The sequence below is a fragment of the Tautonia sp. JC769 genome, from assembly GCF_040717455.1.
Classification (GTDB): domain Bacteria; phylum Planctomycetota; class Planctomycetia; order Isosphaerales; family Isosphaeraceae; genus Tautonia.
The window spans coordinates 234,523-254,768 of record NZ_JBFEFH010000001.1 but is presented as its reverse complement, the minus strand read 5'-3'; the positions used below and the strand labels follow the sequence as shown (position 1 = coordinate 254,768).

At 66.5% G+C, this 20,246-nt stretch carries 20 protein-coding genes and 1 tRNA gene; 7 read left to right on the top strand and 14 right to left on the bottom strand.

Going from position 1 to position 20,246, the window contains the following annotated elements; genetic code table 11:
- Window positions 1-83: 83 nt before the first annotated feature.
- The 5 genes from AB1L88_RS01055 to AB1L88_RS01035 all read right to left on the bottom strand — a co-directional run bounded on the left by AB1L88_RS01055 (window position 84) and on the right by AB1L88_RS01035 (window position 3,028).
- Window positions 84-1,022, bottom strand: coding sequence for a biotin-dependent carboxyltransferase family protein (locus tag AB1L88_RS01055; RefSeq protein ID WP_367094765.1), 939 nt, complete (start codon window positions 1,020-1,022; stop codon window positions 84-86).
- 14 nt (window positions 1,023-1,036) lie between these two features.
- Window positions 1,037-1,774, bottom strand: a complete 738-nt coding sequence (locus tag AB1L88_RS01050; protein WP_367094764.1) for a 5-oxoprolinase subunit PxpA — start codon at window positions 1,772-1,774, stop codon at window positions 1,037-1,039.
- Between the two features lie 71 nt (window positions 1,775-1,845).
- Entirely contained in the window at window positions 1,846-2,523 is a 678-nt protein-coding gene (locus AB1L88_RS01045) for a carboxyltransferase domain-containing protein (protein ID WP_367094763.1), read from the bottom strand.
- 1 nt (window position 2,524) lies between these two features.
- Complete coding sequence (locus tag AB1L88_RS01040) at window positions 2,525-2,854, bottom strand: hypothetical protein (protein ID WP_367094762.1); 330 nt, start codon at window positions 2,852-2,854, stop codon at window positions 2,525-2,527.
- Window positions 2,855-2,881: 27 nt separating this feature from the next.
- Window positions 2,882-3,028, bottom strand: a complete 147-nt coding sequence (locus AB1L88_RS01035; RefSeq protein WP_367094761.1) for a carboxymuconolactone decarboxylase family protein — start codon at window positions 3,026-3,028, stop codon at window positions 2,882-2,884.
- Window positions 3,029-3,586: 558 nt separating this feature from the next.
- Between AB1L88_RS01035 and AB1L88_RS01030 the strand changes: the two genes are divergently transcribed.
- From AB1L88_RS01030 to AB1L88_RS01020, 3 genes are all read left to right on the top strand, one after another.
- Complete coding sequence (locus AB1L88_RS01030; RefSeq protein ID WP_367094760.1) at window positions 3,587-4,816, top strand: hypothetical protein; 1,230 nt, start codon at window positions 3,587-3,589, stop codon at window positions 4,814-4,816.
- Window positions 4,817-4,996: 180 nt separating this feature from the next.
- Window positions 4,997-5,812, top strand: coding sequence for an enoyl-ACP reductase (locus tag AB1L88_RS01025; protein ID WP_367095044.1), 816 nt, complete (start codon window positions 4,997-4,999; stop codon window positions 5,810-5,812).
- Window positions 5,813-5,829: 17 nt separating this feature from the next.
- Complete coding sequence (locus AB1L88_RS01020; RefSeq protein ID WP_367094759.1) at window positions 5,830-6,252, top strand: (deoxy)nucleoside triphosphate pyrophosphohydrolase; 423 nt, start codon at window positions 5,830-5,832, stop codon at window positions 6,250-6,252.
- Between the two features lie 119 nt (window positions 6,253-6,371).
- On the opposite strand, the gene AB1L88_RS01015 is transcribed toward AB1L88_RS01020, so the two are convergent.
- The 4 genes from AB1L88_RS01015 to AB1L88_RS01000 form a co-directional block, all read right to left on the bottom strand.
- Complete coding sequence (locus tag AB1L88_RS01015) at window positions 6,372-6,986, bottom strand: ATP-dependent Clp protease proteolytic subunit (protein WP_367094758.1); 615 nt, start codon at window positions 6,984-6,986, stop codon at window positions 6,372-6,374.
- Window positions 6,987-7,139: 153 nt separating this feature from the next.
- On the bottom strand, window positions 7,140-7,790 hold the full coding sequence (locus AB1L88_RS01010) for an ATP-dependent Clp protease proteolytic subunit (RefSeq protein ID WP_367094757.1): 651 nt from the start codon (window positions 7,788-7,790) through the stop codon (window positions 7,140-7,142).
- A gap of 218 nt (window positions 7,791-8,008) precedes the next feature.
- On the bottom strand, window positions 8,009-9,526 hold the full coding sequence (gene tig, locus AB1L88_RS01005) for a trigger factor (protein ID WP_367094756.1): 1,518 nt from the start codon (window positions 9,524-9,526) through the stop codon (window positions 8,009-8,011).
- A 130-nt stretch (window positions 9,527-9,656) separates the two neighbouring features.
- Window positions 9,657-9,728, bottom strand: a tRNA-Gly gene (locus AB1L88_RS01000).
- A gap of 296 nt (window positions 9,729-10,024) precedes the next feature.
- Here AB1L88_RS01000 and AB1L88_RS00995 point away from each other — a divergent pair.
- The 3 genes from AB1L88_RS00995 to AB1L88_RS00985 all read left to right on the top strand — a co-directional run bounded on the left by AB1L88_RS00995 (window position 10,025) and on the right by AB1L88_RS00985 (window position 12,816).
- Window positions 10,025-10,714: an FHA domain-containing protein gene (locus AB1L88_RS00995; RefSeq protein WP_367094755.1), complete on the top strand. Its 690-nt coding sequence runs from the start codon at window positions 10,025-10,027 to the stop codon at window positions 10,712-10,714.
- Between the two features lie 388 nt (window positions 10,715-11,102).
- Complete coding sequence (locus tag AB1L88_RS00990) at window positions 11,103-11,945, top strand: XRE family transcriptional regulator (protein WP_367094754.1); 843 nt, start codon at window positions 11,103-11,105, stop codon at window positions 11,943-11,945.
- A 109-nt stretch (window positions 11,946-12,054) separates the two neighbouring features.
- Window positions 12,055-12,816: a hypothetical protein gene (locus AB1L88_RS00985; RefSeq protein WP_367094753.1), complete on the top strand. Its 762-nt coding sequence runs from the start codon at window positions 12,055-12,057 to the stop codon at window positions 12,814-12,816.
- Window positions 12,817-12,845: 29 nt separating this feature from the next.
- Here AB1L88_RS00985 and AB1L88_RS00980 read toward each other — a convergent pair whose 3' ends face one another.
- From AB1L88_RS00980 to AB1L88_RS00960, 5 genes are all read right to left on the bottom strand, one after another.
- Entirely contained in the window at window positions 12,846-13,052 is a 207-nt protein-coding gene (locus AB1L88_RS00980; protein WP_367094752.1) for a carbon storage regulator, read from the bottom strand.
- A gap of 134 nt (window positions 13,053-13,186) precedes the next feature.
- Window positions 13,187-14,344 (bottom strand): hypothetical protein, encoded by a 1,158-nt coding sequence (locus tag AB1L88_RS00975; RefSeq protein ID WP_367094751.1) that lies wholly within the window; start codon window positions 14,342-14,344, stop codon window positions 13,187-13,189.
- The gene (locus tag AB1L88_RS00970; protein ID WP_367094750.1) at window positions 14,323-15,222 is read right to left on the bottom strand and encodes a phytoene/squalene synthase family protein; all 900 of its coding nucleotides are present in this window, start codon (window positions 15,220-15,222) and stop codon (window positions 14,323-14,325) included. The genes AB1L88_RS00975 and AB1L88_RS00970 overlap by 22 nt, the downstream gene beginning before the upstream one ends.
- Before the next feature lie 14 nt (window positions 15,223-15,236).
- Window positions 15,237-16,781 carry a phytoene desaturase gene (locus AB1L88_RS00965; RefSeq protein WP_367094749.1) on the bottom strand — a complete coding sequence of 515 codons (1,545 nt, stop codon included), beginning with the start codon at window positions 16,779-16,781 and terminating at the stop codon, window positions 15,237-15,239.
- 121 nt (window positions 16,782-16,902) lie between these two features.
- Window positions 16,903-18,021: a polyprenyl synthetase family protein gene (locus AB1L88_RS00960; RefSeq protein ID WP_367094748.1), complete on the bottom strand. Its 1,119-nt coding sequence runs from the start codon at window positions 18,019-18,021 to the stop codon at window positions 16,903-16,905.
- A gap of 372 nt (window positions 18,022-18,393) precedes the next feature.
- On the opposite strand from AB1L88_RS00960, the gene typA reads away from it, so the two are divergent.
- Window positions 18,394-20,232 carry a translational GTPase TypA gene (gene typA, locus AB1L88_RS00955; RefSeq protein ID WP_367094747.1) on the top strand — a complete coding sequence of 613 codons (1,839 nt, stop codon included), beginning with the start codon at window positions 18,394-18,396 and terminating at the stop codon, window positions 20,230-20,232.
- Window positions 20,233-20,246: the final 14 nt, after the last annotated feature.

The window sequence follows — 20,246 nt, the reverse complement described above, 5'->3', positions numbered from 1 at the left end:
CGGGCAAGCTCGGTTTCAACTCCCGTTCCGAGTTCCAGCCCTTTCCGGGCCGGAATGCGAAGGATCCTCCGCGCGCGAAGTCGTTACACCTCTGCATCACGGGCCAGCGTCGCGATGGTGAGGTTGCGTCGCTCGCGGCGTCGCCGCCCCGCGCGATCGAGCCTCCTGGCCTCGCCCACGTCGACCCACCGGAATCGGAGCTCCCGGCCTGGCCTGGCCTGCGCCAGCCGATCGAGGTCGCACGACGCGACATGGGCCACCCACGGGTAGCCTCCCATCGTGCCGCACGCCACCCCCAGGACGATCAAGCGGCCCCCCGAAACCTGGACCGCGCCGGGAGTCACCGGCACGGAGAGGCGATCGGGAGGTCCCGAAACCTCGATCAAAGGGCCGTCGAGCCGTACCCCCATCCGGTTACTTTCCCTCGTCACCGTGTAAGCGTGGCGATGCCAGCAATCGTCCCGGACGAGCGAGATGTCCGGCCCGGGCATGATCCGGATGAGGACGTCGGGATCGATGCGGGGGACCAAGCTCGGGTCGATCCGACGCACCGCCGAGCGGCTCGGGATCGCGGGCAAGCAGTCGCCCGCCCGCAGGACGCGCTCGGTCGATCGGGAGCCCAGGACCGGGGGCGTCCGCCAGCCACCCCGGACGGCGAGATACGTCCGGACCCCGGTCGCGGTCCCTCCCAGCTCGAGAAGGTCGCCCGGCTCAAGCCCGAAGGCGATGGGAACCTCGAAACGCTCCCGGACCCCGTCGGGGCGTTGCCTGACGGCCGGCATGGGTGCTCCGGCGAGGGCCAACGCCAGCGGAGCCTCGGCGCGGAACGTGCCGCCCATGAGGGTCAGCTCGACCGACGCCGCTTCGGGATCGTTCCCCACCAGGGCGTTGGCGAGTTCGTGCGCGGAGCGATCGAACGCACCTCCCAGCGGGACGCCCCGCGATCGGCCGCCGGGCCGCCCCAGATCCTGCACGGTCGAACTTGCGCCTGCGCGGAGGACGGTCAAGGCTTGGGAAATCACGCCACCTGACTCGCTCACACTTGCACGTCTCCCGCGAAGCTCCGCATGAGGATCCCCGCACGACCGAGCGCCGTCCGCAAGCGATCGGCCTTCGCCAGCGCCCTCGGGTCATCTCCGTGAAGACAGAGGGTTCGAAGCCCCCGGTCGATCAACGCGAGGGCCTGTCGCTCGGATTCGCTCGGGTCGTCGATCAGGGCCCCCGGCTCCGATCGAGGCACGAGCGAACCATCGGGCCGATATCGGCGGTCGGCGAAGCCTTCGGGAATGAACGTCAGGCCGGCCAGAAGGACCTCGCGTTCGAGGGCCCCTCCGGGCAACCCCAGGACCGGCAAGCCCCGATCGATGACCGCCATGACCAACCCCCTGGCCAGTTCAGGCTCTCGCTGGGCCTGATGATAGAGTGCTCCGTGCGGTTTCACGAACCTCACGCAGGCGTCGACCTCGGCGGCCCAAGAGACGAGCCTCGCGAGTTGCTCCTCGACAATTTGAGTCACGTCCTGAGCGGTCACGTGCCGTTCTCGACGGCCGAATCCCTCGCGATCCGGGTATCCTGGATGAGCCCCGATGACGACCCCCTTGCCCCTGGCCAGCTCCATCGTCCTCAGGCAGATTGTCCGGTCTCCGGCATGGCCACCGCAGGCAATCCCGGCCGAGCTGATGCGATCGAGCAACGCCTCGTCGTCCGGGAACCCCTCGCCGAGGTCGGCATTGAGGTCGATCGTCCGACGCGGGACGGGAGGGATCTCGCTCACGGCGAACACTCCATCACGAGGATCACCAAAATCTCTCGACAGCATCCGATTCCCATTCATCAAGCCAATTGTCAGACCTCGCCGAGGCGGCACCCCTGGAGTTCCTGGAACCGGCGCCGGCCGATCGGCTCGAATCGCACCCGGTCGCCCGTGGCCAGGGGTAGGAACCCGCTTGCCAGGTCGGCCAGGACCAGGGGCGTCTGCCCGATCAGGTGCCAGCCCCCCGGTGAGGCTTCGGGATAGATGCACGTCTGCCGCCCCGCGATCGCCACGGACCCGGCCGGGACGCTCGTCCGGGGGGTCGGCCGCCTCGACAGACCGGCCAGGGCTTCGGCAAGCTCTCCCAGATACGGGAACCCGGGCAGGAAGCCGATGGCCCGGACCGAATAGGTGATGCCGGAATGAGCAGCGATGATTTCCCCGATGGGACGACCGATCGTGGCTGAAATCTCGACCAGGTCCTCCCCCTCGTAGGCGACCGGCACGCGGAATTCGCGGCCGATCCGGGGAGAGATCTCGGTCGGGCGCACTTGCCGGAGCAGTGGTTCGATCGTTTCGGGATCGACCTTCGACGGATCGATCAGGACGGCCACCGCGTGATAGGCGACGACCACCTCGACCGCTCCCGCCCAGGAGCGGCGGCGGACCGCCTCAGCCCACGACGCGGCCCGGGCATCCGACGGGAATCGGGCCAGCCACGCCCGATCTCCCAGGGGGTTGAGGTCGACATCCGCATCCGCTTGGATCACATCAGGTGCCTTCCTCGGGGGGTTCGGCAGCGAGAGGTTCTCCGCCCCGGGGGGGAGGAGCCTGGAAATAGTTCGGGTCGTCCAGCCCGAAGGCGTCGGCCACGCGGTTGAAGAAGGCGAACAGCGCGGCGATGTACACGCATTCCGCCAGTTGCTCGTCGGTCCATCCCATGTCGCGCAATTGCGACACTTGCTCGTCGGTCACGCGGTAGGCGTGCCTGGTGATGGTCTCGACGAACCGAAGCAGCGCGTATTCGACTCGGGGGATGGGGGCGGCGTCGAGGTCGGCCCTGGCCAGGTGCTCGTGGACGGTCGGGTCGGATTCCTGCAACTGCAGGAAAAACGCATGAGAACCCGTTCAGTAAGGGCATTGATTCAGGGCCGATACATACGTGGCGATCATCTCCTTGATCCGGCGCGTTAAGTGGCCCTCGGAGAAGTGGAGGCGATCGGAGAACGCGACCACGTCCCGAAAGAAATCGGGCCGCAGGCTGAAGCATTTCAAGATCGCCGGAATCTCCGAGCGCCGCGGGTTCGCGGCCTGCCAATCGCGATACGCCTCGGCAAGGGGGCCGGTGGCCGCAGATTCCGGAACCCAACGAATACGGGCCATGAGATTTCCCCAGGTTCGCGAGCCGTCGATTGCGAGTCCGCATCCGCGACGGAACGGGCCATCCCCGAAACGCAGACGATCCTCGTCAAGGTGCGAGACGAGTGACGACCATCAAGTATCGGATCGCCTGGCGAAGGAACGCAAGCGTATCCCCCTGGTATCCGACGTGCTTGAGCGTCTCATCCGGCAACAATCGACGCTTGTCGATTCATCTCCACGCGGTTAGACTTGCACGCAATGAGGCGTGCCGCATCCCCGACCCCGCGCGTTCCCGTCCCGATCACCTCGGGGTGGTGCGAGGAGTGACAGGCGCCGAAAAACCCATGGAGACAGCCGCATTCGTCCTCCCTCGTCGAGAGTGCGCACGGCACTTGCAATGACTGTTCCCGTCATGGTGGGCGCGCCGATCGCTCACGGCGTGGCTACCACTCAACCGTCGACCGAGGCCCGATGATGACAGCCGTCTTCCCTGCCCTCTTCCTCGCCCTGGCTCCGATCCAGGGCCCCTTGACTCCGGACGATGCGGGGGATCGCGTGGCCGACCGGGTTGTCTTGCGTGACGGGACGATCCTCCTCGGTCAGGTCCGGCCGGGCCCCTCCGCCGAGGTTGAGGTGGTCGTCCGGCGGTCCTGGGTCGAGGAGCATCTCCCCGATCGGGCCGAAGCGTGGTCCGATCGGGACCGCCGCGCTCGCCGACAGGCTCAGGAGGCCCGGGTTCGACGGCTCGGGCAATGGCGTCTTGAGCGTCGAGTCGCCGACGAGGGCCGGGCGGACCCGATTCGCTCGTGGATCGACGCCGAGCTGTCACGGCTCGATCGGCCGGAGGACGAGCAACCATTCCCACTCATGGTCGTCTCGGTTCCTCGAAGGGAGGTCGCAAGCATCGACGAGCAGCCCGAGCACCGCCGACGGATGCTCCGGCAAGGGTGGCGAGCCGGCTTCGAGGCGGTCGAATCGATGACCGAAGATCGCCTCCGGGCGGGCCTGCAGGATCGGGGGTTCGCCCAGGGAGCGAGCGATCCGGCCCCGATCGACGACCTTTTGCCCGTGCCGGCCGAGCGAGATCGCCGCTGGCTTGCCCGGCGGGCCTCGACCGAGGCGCTGACCGATGCCGACCTGCGGCTCATTCGCTTTGGCGACCTCGTGCTGCCCGAACCCGGACCGGGCAAGCCCCTCGATCCGTCGCAGATGGCCGACGCGGTCGGCAACATTGCGGGGCAACTCCTCGGCGACAGGCCGGCCGTCGACCCGATCAAACCGTACCTGGATCGGATCGAGCGGTCAGGCCGGATCGGGGTGGTGGTGACCGTGCTGCACCTCTCGCCCGGATTCGAGCGGGTCGCGGTCGAGGCGATTCTCCTGATCCGGACCGGGCCGGGTCGTTGGGAGACGGGGACTCGCAGACGGGCCGAGGTCCGATCGGCCGACGTCCCAGCCCAGGACGGCCGACGCCTGGCGGAGGATCCGCAGGTCCAGGCCGCCATGCGGCTGCTGCAAGGCTTCGGACTCGGCCGGAGCGACCCCCAGGCCCAGCAGCTTGGTCTGGCCGTGGGGGCGGCCACCCAGCTTGCGCTGAACCAGGCCCGGACGGCCCTGGAGGCCGACCTGAACTCGGTCGCGTTGCGGATCGACCGCCGGACTCCCGGACCGCCCGAATCTCCCGATGGCGCTGCGCGTTGAGCGAATCGCCCCGAAGCGTTATGCTTTGCGATCAAACGTTGTGCTCGCGGCGACCGATGTCGCGACCTCCACGATTCCGGCCGTTCGCCCTGAGAATCGCAGCGTGCCCGGCAGCCGGGCAGGCCGATGGCTCATCGGGCCGCGGACCCCGAATCGAACACCGAAGCAGGGGATCTGGCGATGGGGTTGTTCTCGGGCAAGAAGGGCATGATCCTGGGTGTCGCCAACGACTACAGTATCGCCTGGTCGATCACGGAAAAGCTCGCCGCCGAGGGGGCCGAGCTCGGCTTCACGCACCTGCCGGGCGACAAGATGGAACGACGGGTCCGGAAGGCGATCGACCCGATTGGCCCGAAGCTACTGGTCCCCTGCGACGTGCAGAAGGATGAGGACGTGGCCGCGGCCTTCGCGAAGGCGAAGGAGACCTTCGGCTCCCTCGACTTCGTCTTGCACTCGATCGCGTTCGCGCCGATCGAGGACCTCAAGTCCCCGTTCGTGCAGGCCAGCCGAGACGGGTTCAAGCTGGCCATGGACATCAGCGTCTACTCGCTGGTCAGCGTCGCCCGACATGCCGCCGAGCTGATGCCGGACGGCGGCTCGATCGTCACCATGACGTACTACGGAGGCGAGAAGGTCGTCCCCGGCTACAACCTGATGGGCGTCTGCAAGGCGGCGCTCGACGCCTCGGTGAAGTACCTCGCTTATGATCTCGGCCCGAAGAACATCCGGGTCAACGCCGTCTCGGCCGGCCCGGTGAAGACGCTGGCGGCCTCGGCGGTGGGCGACTTCGACAAGCTGTCCGGCCTGTACGAGGCCATCGCTCCCATGCAGCGGAACGTGACGCGGGAGGAGGTCGGCTCCTCGGGCATGTTCCTGCTCTCCGATCTGGCCCGGGGCATCTCGGGGGAAATCCTGCACGTCGACTGTGGCTATCACGCGATGGGGTCGCCCGGTCACGCCTTCGAGAAGGCCCTGGAACAGCAGGCTCCGGCCTGATCCCTCGCGAGATTCCGATGGCGACATCCCAGGACGGCGATCCGATCCGCGTCGGGATCGGCCTGATCCGACGCGGGGGCGCGTACCTGATCCGGCGCCGCCCCCCCCTGCCCGGCTCGCCGATGCCCGGCGTCTGGGAATTCCCGGGCGGCAAGTGCGAGCCCGGGGAATCTCCCGGACAGGCCGCGGCCCGGGAATGCGAGGAGGAAACCGGCCTGACGGTCATCCTCGGCACCTGCCGCCGAGTGGTTTCGCACCGCTATCCGCATGGCTTCGTCGAGTTGCACTACTTCGACGCCGAAGCGGCCGACCCCTCCGCCGACCCCTCGGCCGATTCCGGCTTTCGATGGGTTCCGGTCGAGGAATTGCCGGGTTTGACCTTCCCCGAAGCCAACGGGCCGATCCTCGACGACCTGGCCCGACTCGCTCAGCGGAGTTGATACGAAGAAAGAGCCCCGGAAGAATCGACGATTCCCCCGGGGCATCTTCGTGTTGCTTCGAGCAAGGGATTCCGGCGAGGAGAGGTCACTTAAGCGAGCCGGTCAGATAAGCGAGCCGGTCAGATCGCCTCGGGATTCCGAGGGGGGATCGGCATCTCTCGGTCGAGCACGTTGTCCACCAGGCCGTAATCCTTGGCCTCCTGCGGGGACATGAATCGGTCGCGATCGGTGTCGTTTTCGAGATTTTCGAGCGTCTGGCCGGTGTGCTTCTGGTAAATCTCGTTGAGCTGCCGCTTCATGCGGAAGAATTCCTGGGCATGGATCTCGATGTCCGTCGCCGTGCCTTCCATGCCGGCCAAGGGCTGGTGGATCATGATCCGCCCGTGCGGCAGGGCGTTCCGCTTGCCGGCGGCGCCGGCCGCGAGCAAGAGCGAGCCCATGCTCGCGGCCTGGCCCATGCAGTAGGTGGCCACGTCGCACGGAACGTATTGCATGGTATCATAGATCGCCATGCCGGCCGTGACGCTCCCACCCGGACTGTTGATGTAGAGGTGGATGTCGGCCTTATCATCCTGGTGGGCGAGCACGAGCATCTGAGCGACGACGAGGTTGGCCACGGTGTCGTCGATCGCCGTGCCGAGGATGATGATCCGGTCCTGGAGCAGGCGGGAGTAAATGTCCATCGCCCGCTCTTCGCGGCCGGAACGCTCGATCACGATCGGGATCAAAGGCATCGGTCGGGCTCCTTGGGCGACTCGAGCGGCAGGAGGCGGAGGGTTCATCGGCGGATCGGGGCGGGAATTGAGACGCGATTCGGGACCGACAGGACGACGGTCGAACCTGCAATACGCCTCCTGCCGACCGCCGACTGCCCTCCCCCCGTCAACTCACTTCGAGGGCTCGCCCTTCTTCGACTCATCTTTGGGAATGTGACCCACCACATGATCGACGATGCCGTAATCTCGGGCCTCAAGGGCCTTGAGGTAACGGTCTCGCTCGGTGTCTCGCGCGACCACCTCGAACGGCTGGCCGGTGTGCTTCGAGAGGATCTCGTTGATCTCTCGCTTCGTGTCGATGATCTCTCGAGCCTGAATCTCGATGTCCGAGATCTGGCCGCCGACCTGCCCGTAAGGCTGGTGAATCATCACCTTCGAGTGCGGCAAGGCGTAGCGCTTCCCCTTGGTCCCGCCCGCCAGCAAGACCGCGGCGCCGGAGGCCGCCATGCCGATGCAATAGGTCGCCACCGGGCAGTCGATGAACTGCATCGTGTCGTAGATGGCCATCGTCGCCGTCACCGAGCCGCCGGGGCTGTTGATGTAGAAGCTGATCCCCTGCGACCGGTTCTCGTACTGGAGGTACAAGAACTTCATGACCGTGATGTTGGCGATCCCGTCGTTGATGGGGCCTTCGAGGAAAACGATCCGGTTTTCCAGCAGCAAGTCGCTCAGCGTCATCTGACGCTGGCTGGCGTAGTTCCGGTTGCGCTGCAGGACAGGCGCCATGGGGTCGGCGTCGAAGGGAACGCGGTCGAAGATCATGGGACGTGGTCCTCGGGTCGGTTCGGACGGATCGTGGGGCGGGTCCGATCGGTGCCGAGGGCGAAGCCGGCCACCAGGCCCTCAGGCCCGATGGCAGGTCGACCAGGGGCAGCGACCAAGACGGACCGCAGACCCCCGAACATGCGAAGGTGATCCGCTCAGACAGTCTGGCCCTCGGGCGGCCGGTCGAGCACGCGAACCGCCCGAGGAGCATCCGGTCATTTCTGCTCGGACGATCCTTCCGCAGCCTCCGAGGCCGCTTCGGCCTCCTCGGACGACGCGGGCAGGGCCGTTTCATCGAGGGTGTCGGCGTCCGGCTCCTCTTCGGGAGTCGAGACTTCCTCCAGCTCAACGGTGATGTATTCCAGGATCCGATCGATCGCCTTGCGTTCGAGGATCTGGGTCGCCAGGTTGTCGAGCTGGCCTTCCTTCTCAAGGCGAGACCGGACGCGACGCGGCGTCTCGTCCGACCGCATGGCGATCAGGCTGATTTCCTCCGCCAGGTCGTCATCCTCGACCTTGATCTCCTCGGCGTCGGCGATCTTCGAGAGCAGGAAGAACTCTTTCAAGTTCCTCAGGGTGACGTCGTGAGCATTGGCCCGAATCTCGGCCTCGCGGGCCCGGAGTTCGGAATCACTGTAGCCAGCCTCGCGCATCTCGCTGACGAGTCGCCGCAGCGTCGAGACTTCCTGCCGCTTGACCAGGTCGGTCGGCAGGTCGAACGGGCACCGCTCGATCAATTGCTCGACGATCTGGCGACGAACAGCCTGACGGGCCTGAAATTCCCCCCGACGTTCCAGGACCGACCGCAGGGCATCCTTCAAATCCGCCTCGTTGTCGAAGCCGATGCCCTGGAAGAAGGCCTGATCTGTCTCGGGAAGCCGGATGGTCTTGAGGTCGTGGACCTGGATGGTCACGTCAACGGTCTTGCCTCGCAAGGCGGCGTCGGGCGAGGAGGTGCCGATCTCGGCCTTGGTCGATCGCGATTCACCCGGCTTGACCCCCGCCAGGGCGGTGGCCAGGTCGGGGATGACGCCATCCTGGAATCGGAGCTGCGGCTGCAGCCGGAACTGGACTTCCTTGACCTCGTTGAGGGTCTGCCCCTCATTCTGGAACGCCAGATCGGCCACGACGAAGTCGCCGGGGTCGGCCCCGCCTTCGAGCTTCGGCACGACCTGAGCGTACCGTTCGAGGAAGCCCTGGTACTGGCGGTCGACGTCCGCGTCGGCGATCTTCCGCACGGGACGCTTCACGACCAGATTCTTGTATTCAGGCGTCTCGAACTCGGGCTGGACCTCGACCTCGAGCTCGAACTCCATCGGCCCGTCTTCGGGGATTTCGAGGGCGTCGAAATCGAAGTCCGGCTGCGTGATCGGGTTGAGCTTGTGCTCTTCGTCGAGCTGCTCCATGCAGGCCATCAGCAAGGCGGACTTGACCTGGCCGGCCACTTCCTTGCGATAGCGGCGCTGAACGAGCTGCGTCGGGGCCTTGCCCGGACGGAACCCGGGAACCAGGGCCTCGCGGCGGAAGGTTCCCAGCGACTCTTCGAACTGCTGGTCAATATCCGAGCGCGGGACCGCAATCTTCAGGTGCTTCTTGCACGGCCCGGCGTCGGTAATCTGAACATCCAGATTCAGCCGACGCTTGGAAGCGTCCGCATCCTGAGCGCCCTCGGCCTCATCGGCGACGGGGGCATCGGTCTGGAGTTCGTCGCGCTCATTCTCCCCGGTGCTCATCGAGGACGATCCTTCCGCTGAGGCATTCGAGTGGGCTGGGGGCAAATCCGGGATACCCCGTCCAACCCGATCTGCTCGAGCGTCGGCCGCCAGCCCGGGGGTCGGTGATGGTGCGATCAATAAAAAAAGGAGCGGGAGATGGGATTTGAACCCACGACAACCACGTTGGCAACGTGGTGCTCTACCCCTGAGCTACTCCCGCCCGTGTCGCAGATCGGCAGGTGAGGCCGATCGGACTCGAATTGTGTGCCCCGCATCAGCAGGACACGAGCACTATACCCAAGCCATCCGGCCAAAAGCAAGGGGTCAACCCCCGAAAACTTTCCGAAGGGGAGGAAGCGATTGGCGCCTCAGCCGGGATTGCCCCCCGCTCCAATCGGGTGTTATCCTTTGATAGGGGAAACCCTTACCGAAAACCGCGAAAAGAGTCTTTGGGGCTCGGATTGCCGTGAGCTGGGGGGAATCGACCCCTGTGCTCTCGACGCTGAGGTGTGTCACATGGATTACCAGCTCGTCGTCCTCAAAGGTCGAAGCGCCGCGAAGACTCTCCGCCTGGTGGATGGCGTCACGACCATCGGCCGCCAGGATGGATGCGAGTTGACCCTGCGGTCGTCGCAGGTGAGCCGCAAGCATTGCCAGCTCTTCGAGAAGAAGGGCCTGCTCCTCGTCAAGGATCTCGGCAGCGCCAACGGGACGTTCGTCAACGGCAAGCGGATCGAGGAGCAGCGGGTCCTCGAGCCCGGCGACGTGCTCATGGTCGGCCCCATCGAGTTCCGGATCGAGTCCCTGACCTCCGGTGCCAGCTCCGCGGTCGAGGCCCGAGAGATCGCCTCGGGCTCCGGGGCGGGGGTCAAGGCGTCCGACACGGCCGTGCCCGAACCCGTCGAGGCGCCGATCGCCCTCGACGACGACGACGTGCTCGAATTCGTCATCGGTGACGACGACGACCCACCGAAGCCCGCCGCGAAGGCCGCCCCACCGAAGCCCGAACCGGCCGCCCCCGCCGCCCCCGCCGCCAAACCCTCGCCGAAGCCACCGGCGAACACGGCCGCCAAGGCCCCTGCCCCCAAACCTGCGGCCCCGAAGAAGGAGCCTGAACGCGAATCGAGCGGGGAGGACGAGGGTGCCGACGAGGCCATCGCCGAGTTCCTGATGGGCATCGAGATCGACGAAGACGACCGTCGGTGACGACACACGCCGCCCGATTTCCCCGACCATGCCCGGCCTCGCGGCCTTGATCGTGGCAGTCTGAACGCCGACAGCCGGCGCCGGCCGCCAACCGTCCCCGTCGGCGGGTCATGCCCCGAACCCAGCACATGGGCCCCCCCCCTGACACCCTCCAGGGATCCCGGGGACGCGAGGGTGGCGAAGGATCGAGCGACGATCGTCGGATTGCGACAGAGGACGAACCGGGGCCAATGATGCAACAATGCATCATTGCGTTTCTCGCTTTGCTTTACCTTTACCGATTGCTATACTAAGGTTCTTCAACCAAGTTTGGCACCCGTCCCGTCGTGAGGGAGTCACTTGACGTGTTTCACCCAAGATGTCTCCCGGGGAGGAGGAATCTGCACCGATGGCACGCTGCAAGAGTTCTCCAGAGGTCGTTCGCACGAAGTGTGAACTGGCCAATCGATTGAAAGAAATCCGAACCGAGCAGTACGGAGATCGGGGCGGTCCCGAGCTGGCCCGGAGGCTGAACTTGCCCATTCGGACCTGGTACAACTACGAGACAGGGGTCACGGTCCCCTCAGAGGTCCTGCTGCGATTCATCGAGCTGACGGACGTCGAGCCCCGGTGGCTTCTGCACGGCGAGGGTGCCAAACTCCGGCGCGGCCGGCCGATGGCGAGCGACCGGCTCTCGGGCCCGGAGCCGACCGGCTCCGTGGCCGACCTGCTCCGTCAGGTGCTTTCGATCCTCGAGCATCGGGGCGAAGGCACCCTGGCGTCTCGGCCGCTGGTCTCTCGCGGGATCGAGCTGGACCAGCAAGCCGACCAGGTCCTCGTCCACGTCGAGGACGTGGGAGGGGACGGGGACGAGCAGGCCGACCGGGCCGCGTTCAAGACCCTGCCGATGAAGCGTGAATGGCTGGACAAGTCTCGGAATTTCCACTGCCTGAAGGTCAAGGGGACGGCCATGATGCCCGTCCTGGCCGACGGCGCGGTGGTGGGGATCGCGGAGCGTCCCGAGCCTCCCGAGGTCCTGAATGGGTCGCTGGTGGCGGCCCGGATCGAGGACCGGGTGATGATCCGGTGGCTCCAGGTCGCCGGCCAGGTGGTCCTGCTCCGGGCCGAGAATCCCGCCTTCGAGCCGGTGATCGTGCCGTCGGGCGCCGACGACGAGGATGGGGGCGTCGAGACGATCCCGTTCCGCCGGGTCCTCTGGTCGTGCACGCCTCATGTCGCGCCAGTCTCTTGACAGCCGGGCCGAAACGCTCGACCATTCATTCGCAACGCGACATCATCCTCCCTGGGGGCCGCCGTCCCGATCGGCCCCCCACTCCTGCGACCACCCGCAGAGGTCCCGAATGAGACGCCTCCCGGCCCTCGCAACGTTCGCCGTCCTTTCGCTCCCGGTCCTCGGCTGCGGCTATACCAGCTACGAGGCCAGGCTTGAAGCGACCCAGGGTCGCCTGAAGGACGACATCATCCTCAATCAGCAGCTCTATAGCGCGGCTCAGGGTGAATTTGCGGAGAACTCCATCTACCTGCGCGTCCCGCAGGGGATGGCCCAGCAGCCCGAGTTCGAGCTGATCGCCTTGAATCCCGACGCCTTCGAGGTCGCGGCCAGTTTCAGCCCCCAGTCCGCCGAGGCGAACTCGAAGCTGCACATCCTCGCCCGTCGCGATTCCCAGGAACCGCCCGACCCCGAACAACCGGCCCGGGCGCCCAGGGGAGACTTCCGGACCGATGTGATCAACGTCCTGGCCCAGGTCTACGGCCCCGACATCGCCTCCGCCGCCCTGGAACCGGTGAACAAGACCGTCTGGCCCCGGAACGACGTAGCCCCGACGATCACGTTCGAGCGGCTGACGCTGACCGACCGCAACCTCCAGCTCATCCACCTGTACTTCTACAAGGAAGAGTCGGGGGACGCCTCCTACGAGGCCGCGCTCATCTGGGAATTCCCCTCGGGAGAGGCGCCCACGGCCAGCCCCAACCCGGTGGATCTGACGCTCGGCACCTTCGCGGTGGGTCAACGTGCCGCCTCTCGGTTCAGCGGGCGACCCGATCAGGTGGGGGGTGCCTCGGGCTCGGGAGCCGGTGGAGGCTCCGCGGTCGCGTTCTGACCGCCCTCCGAGTGCACCGGCCAGGCCGCTCAAGGGGAGCTTGACGGCCTGGCCTGTTCCTGGTTCACGGCGACGGCGCGGCGATCTTTCAGGACCACTTCCTCGCGGACGATCCCGACATCGGCGGGAGCCTCGATCCCGAGGCGGACCTGCTTCCCCTCCAGGCTGATCACGGTAATCCGCAACTCGCTTCCGATCAGGATGCGCTCGGACGGCTTGCGACCCAGTACCAGCATCGATGCCACCTCAATCTGGCTCTCGAAATCCGTTACGCTGCCGCGGGGCCGAGAGCGATCCTCGGCCCCGCCTCCCATCGCTGGGTGCTCGAGCAGTCAGTCGGAATTCCCCGCCAGGACGCGACACCCGCCTGTCATCCGCCCGATGACGACCGGGCGGGATGCTTCAGCCGGTACGGGACCATCCAGTTGTAGAGCGGATGGTTCAGCTTGGCGGTATCGAGCTGCTCGGCGATCCCGAGCCGGTTCGACCGGAACCCGGGCCCCCGGAACTCGGCAAGCCAGCGCTGATAGAACGGCCCCGAATCGACCGCGTGGTCGATCCAGCGTTGCAACCGCTGCCCCTCGCCGTCCTTGAAGGTCATGGCGCCGTGGTAGGGGGTGAAGAACCAGTTGTTCCAGCGCTGGGAGACGGTGACGTCGGGTTGGTCCCGGATCAGTTCAGGCTTGCCGTCCCGGCAGGAAATCCAGAGGGAGTGCGCCGGCCCCTTCCTGGGCTGGGCGATGTAGTAAATCTCGGCCCGGTCCTCGTCGTGGACCCGGCCCCACTGCCATCTGGTCATGGCCATCGAGAGTTCTTCGGCCCCGGCGTTGTGGTCGTGGTAACCCCGACCTCGGAAGGTCATCGACGCGCCTCCCGGCCCATCGATCGCCAGCGAGCCCTCGACCCGGCAATCGGCCGCGGCCAGGATCCAGTGGTGCGGGGAGCCCTCGCCGCCCAGATTGACCTCGAACGGCTCGGTCCCGGCCGCGGGCCGAAAACGCAGGTCGGCCTGGATCCTCCGGGTCGGATCCCAGTCGGGGGCCTCGACCCTGATCCGGTAGCCCTCGGCGTCGCGCTCCACCCGAGAGCCGCCGATCGTCAGGCGGAACGGCTCGGCGTCGTGGGAGAAGTCCTCGCGTCGATGACCGTTCAGCGCGTAGGCCTGGGCCCGATGGCCGGGGTTCCCCCTCCCCCTGCGCTTCACGCTCGCCCCGCGGGGTCGATACCAGCTGAAGGCCACCCCGCAATGATCGAGCGGATGGGGGGCCGGGGCGTTCCCCGGGTTCGCAAGATGGCGCCTGGCCGCCGTGCCATACGCCGGATTGAACGGCAAGCCGGCGAAGAAGATCACGACCAGCGCATCCTCGCCGTCCTCGCTGATCGCGTCGAAATACCACCACTCCTGCGAGCCGGGGGTCTGCAGGTTGAAGAAGCGATCGGGATCGAGGGCCGGATCGGGGGGGGTCGGGCGGGGAGACGGGGTGATGACGGACACGGTTGGTACTCTCAGCTCCAGGAGCGTCGCCAACTCTCGCTCATCGTCTCGCGCTGGCAGTCGGCCAGCAGCCGGAGTTTCCGGGGTGTCGAGACGTGGGCTCGGGTCTGCAAGACGTCGTAATCGAGTCGCTCGATCTCGTCGAGGATGCCGCCATAAAGCCGTCCCATCACCCGGACCGTCAGGCGACTGGCCGCGCCGATCAGGAACGGGATCCCCTGTTCGGATTCGGCATAGGCCCGCCTGGCCCGATCAATCTGGAACCGCATGAAGGCCCGAAACGAGTCATCAACACGCTGTTCGGCCAACTGCTCCTCGGAGACGCCAAACCGGGCCAGCTCATCCTGCGGCAGGTAAACGCGGCCCCGTTCGCGATCTTCGCGGATATCTCGGAGGATGTTGGTCAGTTGCATCGCCCGGCCAAGTGCGAGCGCATGAGGCAGGCAGCAGTCGTCACGATACCCGAATACGTGCGTCATCATCAACCCGACGACGCCGGCAACGCGATAGCAATAGAGGTCGAGCGCCGGATAGTCCGGGTAGCGATCTTCGGTCAGGTCCATCGCCATCCCGTCCAGCAGGTCGTCGAAAAGCTGTCGAGGGATCGCCCGATCGCGCAACGTCTCCCGGAACGCCAGCACTCCCGAGGGGGCCGGATCGTCCGCATACGCCAACGCCAGGACGGCCCGGACATGATCGAGCCGCCTCGTGGCATCGGCGAGGTCCGCCGCCTCATCCACCGCGTTGTCGGCCCACCGGCAGAAGCCATACACCGCGTAGGAATGTCGGCGGACCGCCCGGGGCAGGCAGTGCGAGGCGAAGAAGAACGTCTTGGCGTGGTGTCGGGTGATGCGACGGCAGCGCCGTCGTCCGATTGCCAGTTCTCGCGGGCCGGTCACGCTCGATCCCATCGACAGCTCCCAACCTAGACCGAGCGGTTGACCGGCGGAATCCAGTGGTCGAGCACCTTGGCACTGCTGACGACCCCGGGGAGCCCCGCCCCCGGGTGGGTCCCGGCCCCGACGAAATAGAGGCCCTCGACATCCTCACTCTTGTTATGCGGACGGAACCAGGCCGATTGCGTCAGGACCGGCTCGAACTGGAAGGCCGTCCCCATGAAGGCGTCGAGCTGCGTCTCGAAATCCTTCGGCGTGAAGATCCGACGGGTCACGAGGTGTTTCCGGACGTCCGGCAAGAGGTGGTCCTGCTCCATCGAGCCGAGGATGCGGTCGGCGTACTCGTCCTTGATCGCGTCCCAATCCTGTCCGCCGCCGAGGTGAGGGACGGGGCTGAGCACGTAGAACCCCTCGCAGCCGGGCGGTGCCAGGCTCGGGTCGGTCCGCGTCGGGGCGTGGAGGTAGAGCGAGAAGTCGTCGGCCACGATCTTGCGGTCGAAGATGTCCCGCAGGAGCCCTTCGTAGCGAGGCCCGAGGAGGATCGAATGGTGCGGCAGGTGCTCGTACGTCCGATCCGTGCCGAAGTAGATCACGAACAGGCTCATGGCGTATCGCATCCGTTCGAGCCGCCGATCGGTCCACTTGCGGCGGTGCTCGGGGCGGATCAGCTTGCGGTAGGTGTTCGCGACGTCGCCGTTGGAGACCACCACGTCTGCCTCGAATCGGCGGCCGTCGGCCAGCCGGACCCGCCGGGCGTGGCCGTTCTCGACCTCGATCTCCTCGACCCGGGCGTTCAACTCGACCGTCCCGCCGATGTCCCGGAACATCCGGACCAGGCCGTTGACCAGCGCCCCGGTCCCCCCCATCGCGAAGTGGACGCCCCAGGTCTTTTCGAGATAGTGGATCATCGCGTAGATCGACGAGGATCGCAGCGGATTGCCCCCGATCAGCAGCGGCTCGAACGACAGGGCGATCCGCAGGCGAGGGTCCTGGATGAACTGCGAGACGCGGCGGTACACCGGCACCTCGGCCCGCAGCTTGATCAGGTCGGGGGCGACCTTGGCCATCTCCCAGACGCTGTGAAACGAGTGGTGGGCCAGGTCGGTGAAGGCCCGGTCGAACACGCGACGGGTGTAGTCGGCGAACCGACGATAACCCTCGACGTCCGCGGGGTTGAACTTGCGGATCTCCGCCTCGAACCGCTCGGGATCGCCGACGTAGTCGAACGTCATCCCGTCGTGAAAATAGATGCGATAGTAAGGGTCGCACGGGACGATCGAGACGTAATCGCTCAGCCGTTTGCCGGCGACCTCGGCAAGCTCGTCGAAGATGAACGGCACGGTGATGATGGTCGGGCCGGCGTCGAAGACGAAGCCCTCGTCCTCGAACACATAGGCCCGCCCGCCCGGCTTGTCGCGCATCTCGAGGATGGTCGTGGCGTACCCCTTCGCCTGCAAGCGAATCGCCGCGGCCAGGCCGCCGAACCCGCTGCCGATCACGACCGCCTTCGGCCGAGCCCCTTCGCCGTCACCGAGCCCCGTCGGGGTCGTGTCCGGGTCAAACGAGGTAGCCACTCCCATGCTCATCTCGGAAACACCTCGACCTGAGGGCGACGACGGCCCGGCCTCATCAACACGAATTCGAACGACACGCCGAACCCACGGCCCGCCATGTCATGAAGCGTCATTGCCGCCGTCAGCCCGCGACCGCGTCGGGGGAAGGGTTCGAGACTCCCCCGGGCAGCAAGTCCACCAGCGCCAGGAACGATCGTCGTTGGAGCGGGTCCAGCGGAGAGTCGAGCAGCGTGGCGTGGGCCTCCTCCTGGAGCATTCGCAGGCGATCCTCGCAGGCCTCGATCGCGCCGCTTTCGCGGATCAAGGCATCGAGTCGGCGGCGACGCTCCCGAGTCGGCGAGCAAGGGAGCGTCTGCTCCAGTTCCCGCCGACCGGCCGGGGCAAGCCGCTGGTAAGCCGTCCAGAGCAGGAAGGTTCGCTTCGCACCGTCGAGGTCGGGGTGATCGTCCGCGTCGGGCCCGACGGCCATCGCGTCGAGGTCATTGCGGATCTGATATCCCAGGCCCAGCAGGTCGCCGTACCGATCCAGCGCCCTCGAGACGGATCGAGGCGCCCGGGCGAGGATCGCGCCCAGGACCAGGGGGCCGGAGATGCTGTAGCGGGCCGTCTTCCGGATGTAGGCGTCGACGATCTGGCCTTCGGTCATGCGATCGAGCGGGCGATCGTCGTACAGGACGTCGAGGGCTTCGCCCAGGCCCGTCTCGAGCAGCATGTCGGAGAGCAGCGCCTGGATCTGGGGCGCGACCTCCGGGTCGATCCCCGACCGGCTGACCATCCGCATCCCGAGGGCGAACATCAAGTCTCCGCCGAGCAGGGCCAGATCGCGGCCAACTTTACGTGCCCGGTCCGATTCGGGCCGGTCGTGCTCCTTCCGCAGGGCTTCGTGCAAGGCATTCTGGTCGCGCCGAACGACGCTCTCGTCGATCAGATCGTCGTGGACCAGCATGAAGGCGTGGAAGATTTCGAGGCTGCCGGCGACCTGCCAGACCGGCCGCGGCGGGGGCTCCTCGCCCCCCGACAGGATCCGGTAGCTCGCCAGGCAGAGCCGAGGGCGGATCCGCTTCCCCCCGTTCAGAACACATTGGCACATCCGCTCGTACAAGCTCGACAGATGCGTGTTGCCGAGATGCCTTCGCCGAGACTCGGCGAGGAACTCCTGAAGCGACCGATCGATCCGATCACGATCGCTCGGCGGCGCGAGCCAATCAATGACCGGGGCGGGGCGTGCGACCTCGATCACGGGAACTCCTCGGCTCGAAGGAATGAAGGATCGATTGGATTGAAAAGCCTGCCGGAGGCCGATCCCCCTTCGGATCGACCCTTGACACTCGAGGGCCCGAAACCAGGGTATTTCCCGGCCCCGGCCGTGCTTGGCGACATTGTAGGCGACCGTGCAGCCCCCTTCGGATCGCTCCCGGGATGCTTCCTGCAAATTCGCTCAACCCGCCGAATCGACCCGTTCCTCGGCCCGAGGTGAACAAAGCCCATCCGGTCGGCCTTGTCGGGAGACCGAGGGAAACCGTATTGTGGGAATGCACGCGCCAATTCCACGTCTCGCCTCGCAACCCTCCCGACCGTCGACCCAGCCCCCCTCCGGAAGATTTCCACGAACATGACCCGACGCGACGACATCCGAAACGTAGCGATCATCGCCCACGTCGACCACGGGAAGACCACCCTCGTCGATGCCATGCTCCGCCAGTCGGGCTCGTTCCGCGAGAACCAGCTCATGGGCGACTGCATCCTCGACTCGAACGATCTCGAGCGCGAGCGAGGCATCACGATTCTCGCCAAGAATATCGCCATCGGCTACGGCGCAACGAAAATCAATATCATCGATACGCCCGGCCACGCCGACTTCGGCGGCGAGGTCGAGCGCACCCTCCAGATGGCCGACGGCTGCCTCCTGCTGGTCGACTCGTTCGAAGGGCCGATGCCGCAGACCAAGTTCGTCCTGCGCAAGGCGTTCGCCAACAAGCTCCGGCCGATCGTCGTCGTCAACAAGATCGACCGCCCCGACGCCCGACCGCTCGAAGTGCTCGACGAGGTCTTCGAAGCCTTCATCGAGCTGGGGGCCGATGACCTGCAGCTCGACTTCCCCTACCTTTATGCCTCGGGCCGGTCCGGCTACGCCTCGCACGACCCCGAGGCCCGATCGGGCGACATCCGCCCCCTGCTCGACCTGATCGTCGAGAAGATCCCCGGCCCCGAGGTCAACCCCGACGGCCCCTTGAAGATGCTCTGCACGACGCTCGACTTCTCCGAGTACGTCGGCCGCATCGCCATCGGCCGGATCGCCTCCGGGACGGTCAAGAAAGGCCAATCGGCCTCGCTCGTGAAGGCCGGCGAGAAGGTCTTGCCGAGCACGGTCAATCAGGTGCTCGTCTTCGACAAGCTCGGCCGGGTCGAGGTCGAATCGGCCTCGGCCGGCGACCTCGTCGCCCTGGTCGGGCTGCCGGCGGTCGACATCGGCGACACGATCGCCTCGGCCGACGACCCGACCCCCCTGCCCCGGATCGAGGTCGACGAGCCGACCCTGAGCATGTTCTTCACCATCAACGACTCCCCGTTGACCGGCGAGGGGGAATACCTCACCTCCCGCCACCTGAAGGACCGCCTCGACCGCGAGCTGCAATCGAACGTCGCTCTCCGCGTCGAGCCGACCGAGGACCGCGACTCGTTCATGGTCTCCGGCCGCGGCCTGCTCCACCTCTCCGTCCTCATCGAGACGATGCGTCGCGAGGGGTACGAGCTGTCCGTCGGCAAGCCCGAGGTCGTCACCAAGATGATCGACGGCGTCAAGCACGAGCCGTACGAGTACCTCGTCATCGACGTCCCCCAGGAGCACCGCGGCCCGGCCATGGAACTCGTCGGCAACCGCCGGGGCGAACTCCTGAACATGGACCTGAAGGGCACCTACGCCCACATGGAATTCGTCATCCCCGCCCGCGGCCTGCTCGGCCTCCGCACCCGGTTGCTGAGCGCCACCCAGGGCGAGGCGATCATGCACCACAACTTCCACGAGTTCCGCCCGTTCCGCGGCGACATCCCCCGCCGCCCGAACGGCGTGATGATCAGCAACTGCCGGGGGCAGGCGATCGCGTTCGCCCTCGACGGCCTCCAGCAGCGCGGGGTGATGTTCGTCGCCCCCGGCGACGAGGTTTACGAAGGGATGATCGTCGCCGAGCACGCCCGGGACAACGACCTCGTCGTCAATCCGAGCAAGGAGAAGAAGCTCACCAACATGCGGGCCTCCGGCTCCGACAAGAACATCCTGCTCAAGCCGCCCCGCGAGCTGACCCTCGAGATCGCCCTCGAATACATCGAGGATGACGAACTCGTCGAGGTCACCCCCTCCCAGATCCGGCTCCGCAAGAAGGTCCTCCGCGAGGAGGACCGCAAGCGTGCCGATCGCTCCGCCAAGGACCGCAAGAAGGCCGTCGGGGCCTGAGCATCGGGGCCATC

Bases quoted from the DNA above. Each gene is read 5' to 3' on its own strand.
- AB1L88_RS01030 (WP_367094760.1), top strand. From the start codon at position 3,587: ATGATGACAGCCGTCTTCCCTGCCCTCTTCCTCGCCCTGGCTCCGATC.
- AB1L88_RS01025 (WP_367095044.1), top strand. From the start codon at position 4,997: ATGGGGTTGTTCTCGGGCAAGAAGGGCATGATCCTGGGTGTCGCCAAC.
- AB1L88_RS01020 (WP_367094759.1), top strand. From the start codon at position 5,830: ATGGCGACATCCCAGGACGGCGATCCGATCCGCGTCGGGATCGGCCTG.
- AB1L88_RS01015 (WP_367094758.1), bottom strand. From the start codon at position 6,986: ATGCCTTTGATCCCGATCGTGATCGAGCGTTCCGGCCGCGAAGAGCGG.
- AB1L88_RS01010 (WP_367094757.1), bottom strand. From the start codon at position 7,790: ATGATCTTCGACCGCGTTCCCTTCGACGCCGACCCCATGGCGCCTGTC.
- tig (WP_367094756.1), bottom strand. From the start codon at position 9,526: ATGAGCACCGGGGAGAATGAGCGCGACGAACTCCAGACCGATGCCCCC.
- AB1L88_RS00995 (WP_367094755.1), top strand. From the start codon at position 10,025: ATGGATTACCAGCTCGTCGTCCTCAAAGGTCGAAGCGCCGCGAAGACT.
- AB1L88_RS00990 (WP_367094754.1), top strand. From the start codon at position 11,103: ATGGCACGCTGCAAGAGTTCTCCAGAGGTCGTTCGCACGAAGTGTGAA.
- AB1L88_RS00985 (WP_367094753.1), top strand. From the start codon at position 12,055: ATGAGACGCCTCCCGGCCCTCGCAACGTTCGCCGTCCTTTCGCTCCCG.
- AB1L88_RS00980 (WP_367094752.1), bottom strand. From the start codon at position 13,052: ATGCTGGTACTGGGTCGCAAGCCGTCCGAGCGCATCCTGATCGGAAGC.
- AB1L88_RS00970 (WP_367094750.1), bottom strand. From the start codon at position 15,222: ATGGGATCGAGCGTGACCGGCCCGCGAGAACTGGCAATCGGACGACGG.
- typA (WP_367094747.1), top strand. From the start codon at position 18,394: ATGACCCGACGCGACGACATCCGAAACGTAGCGATCATCGCCCACGTC.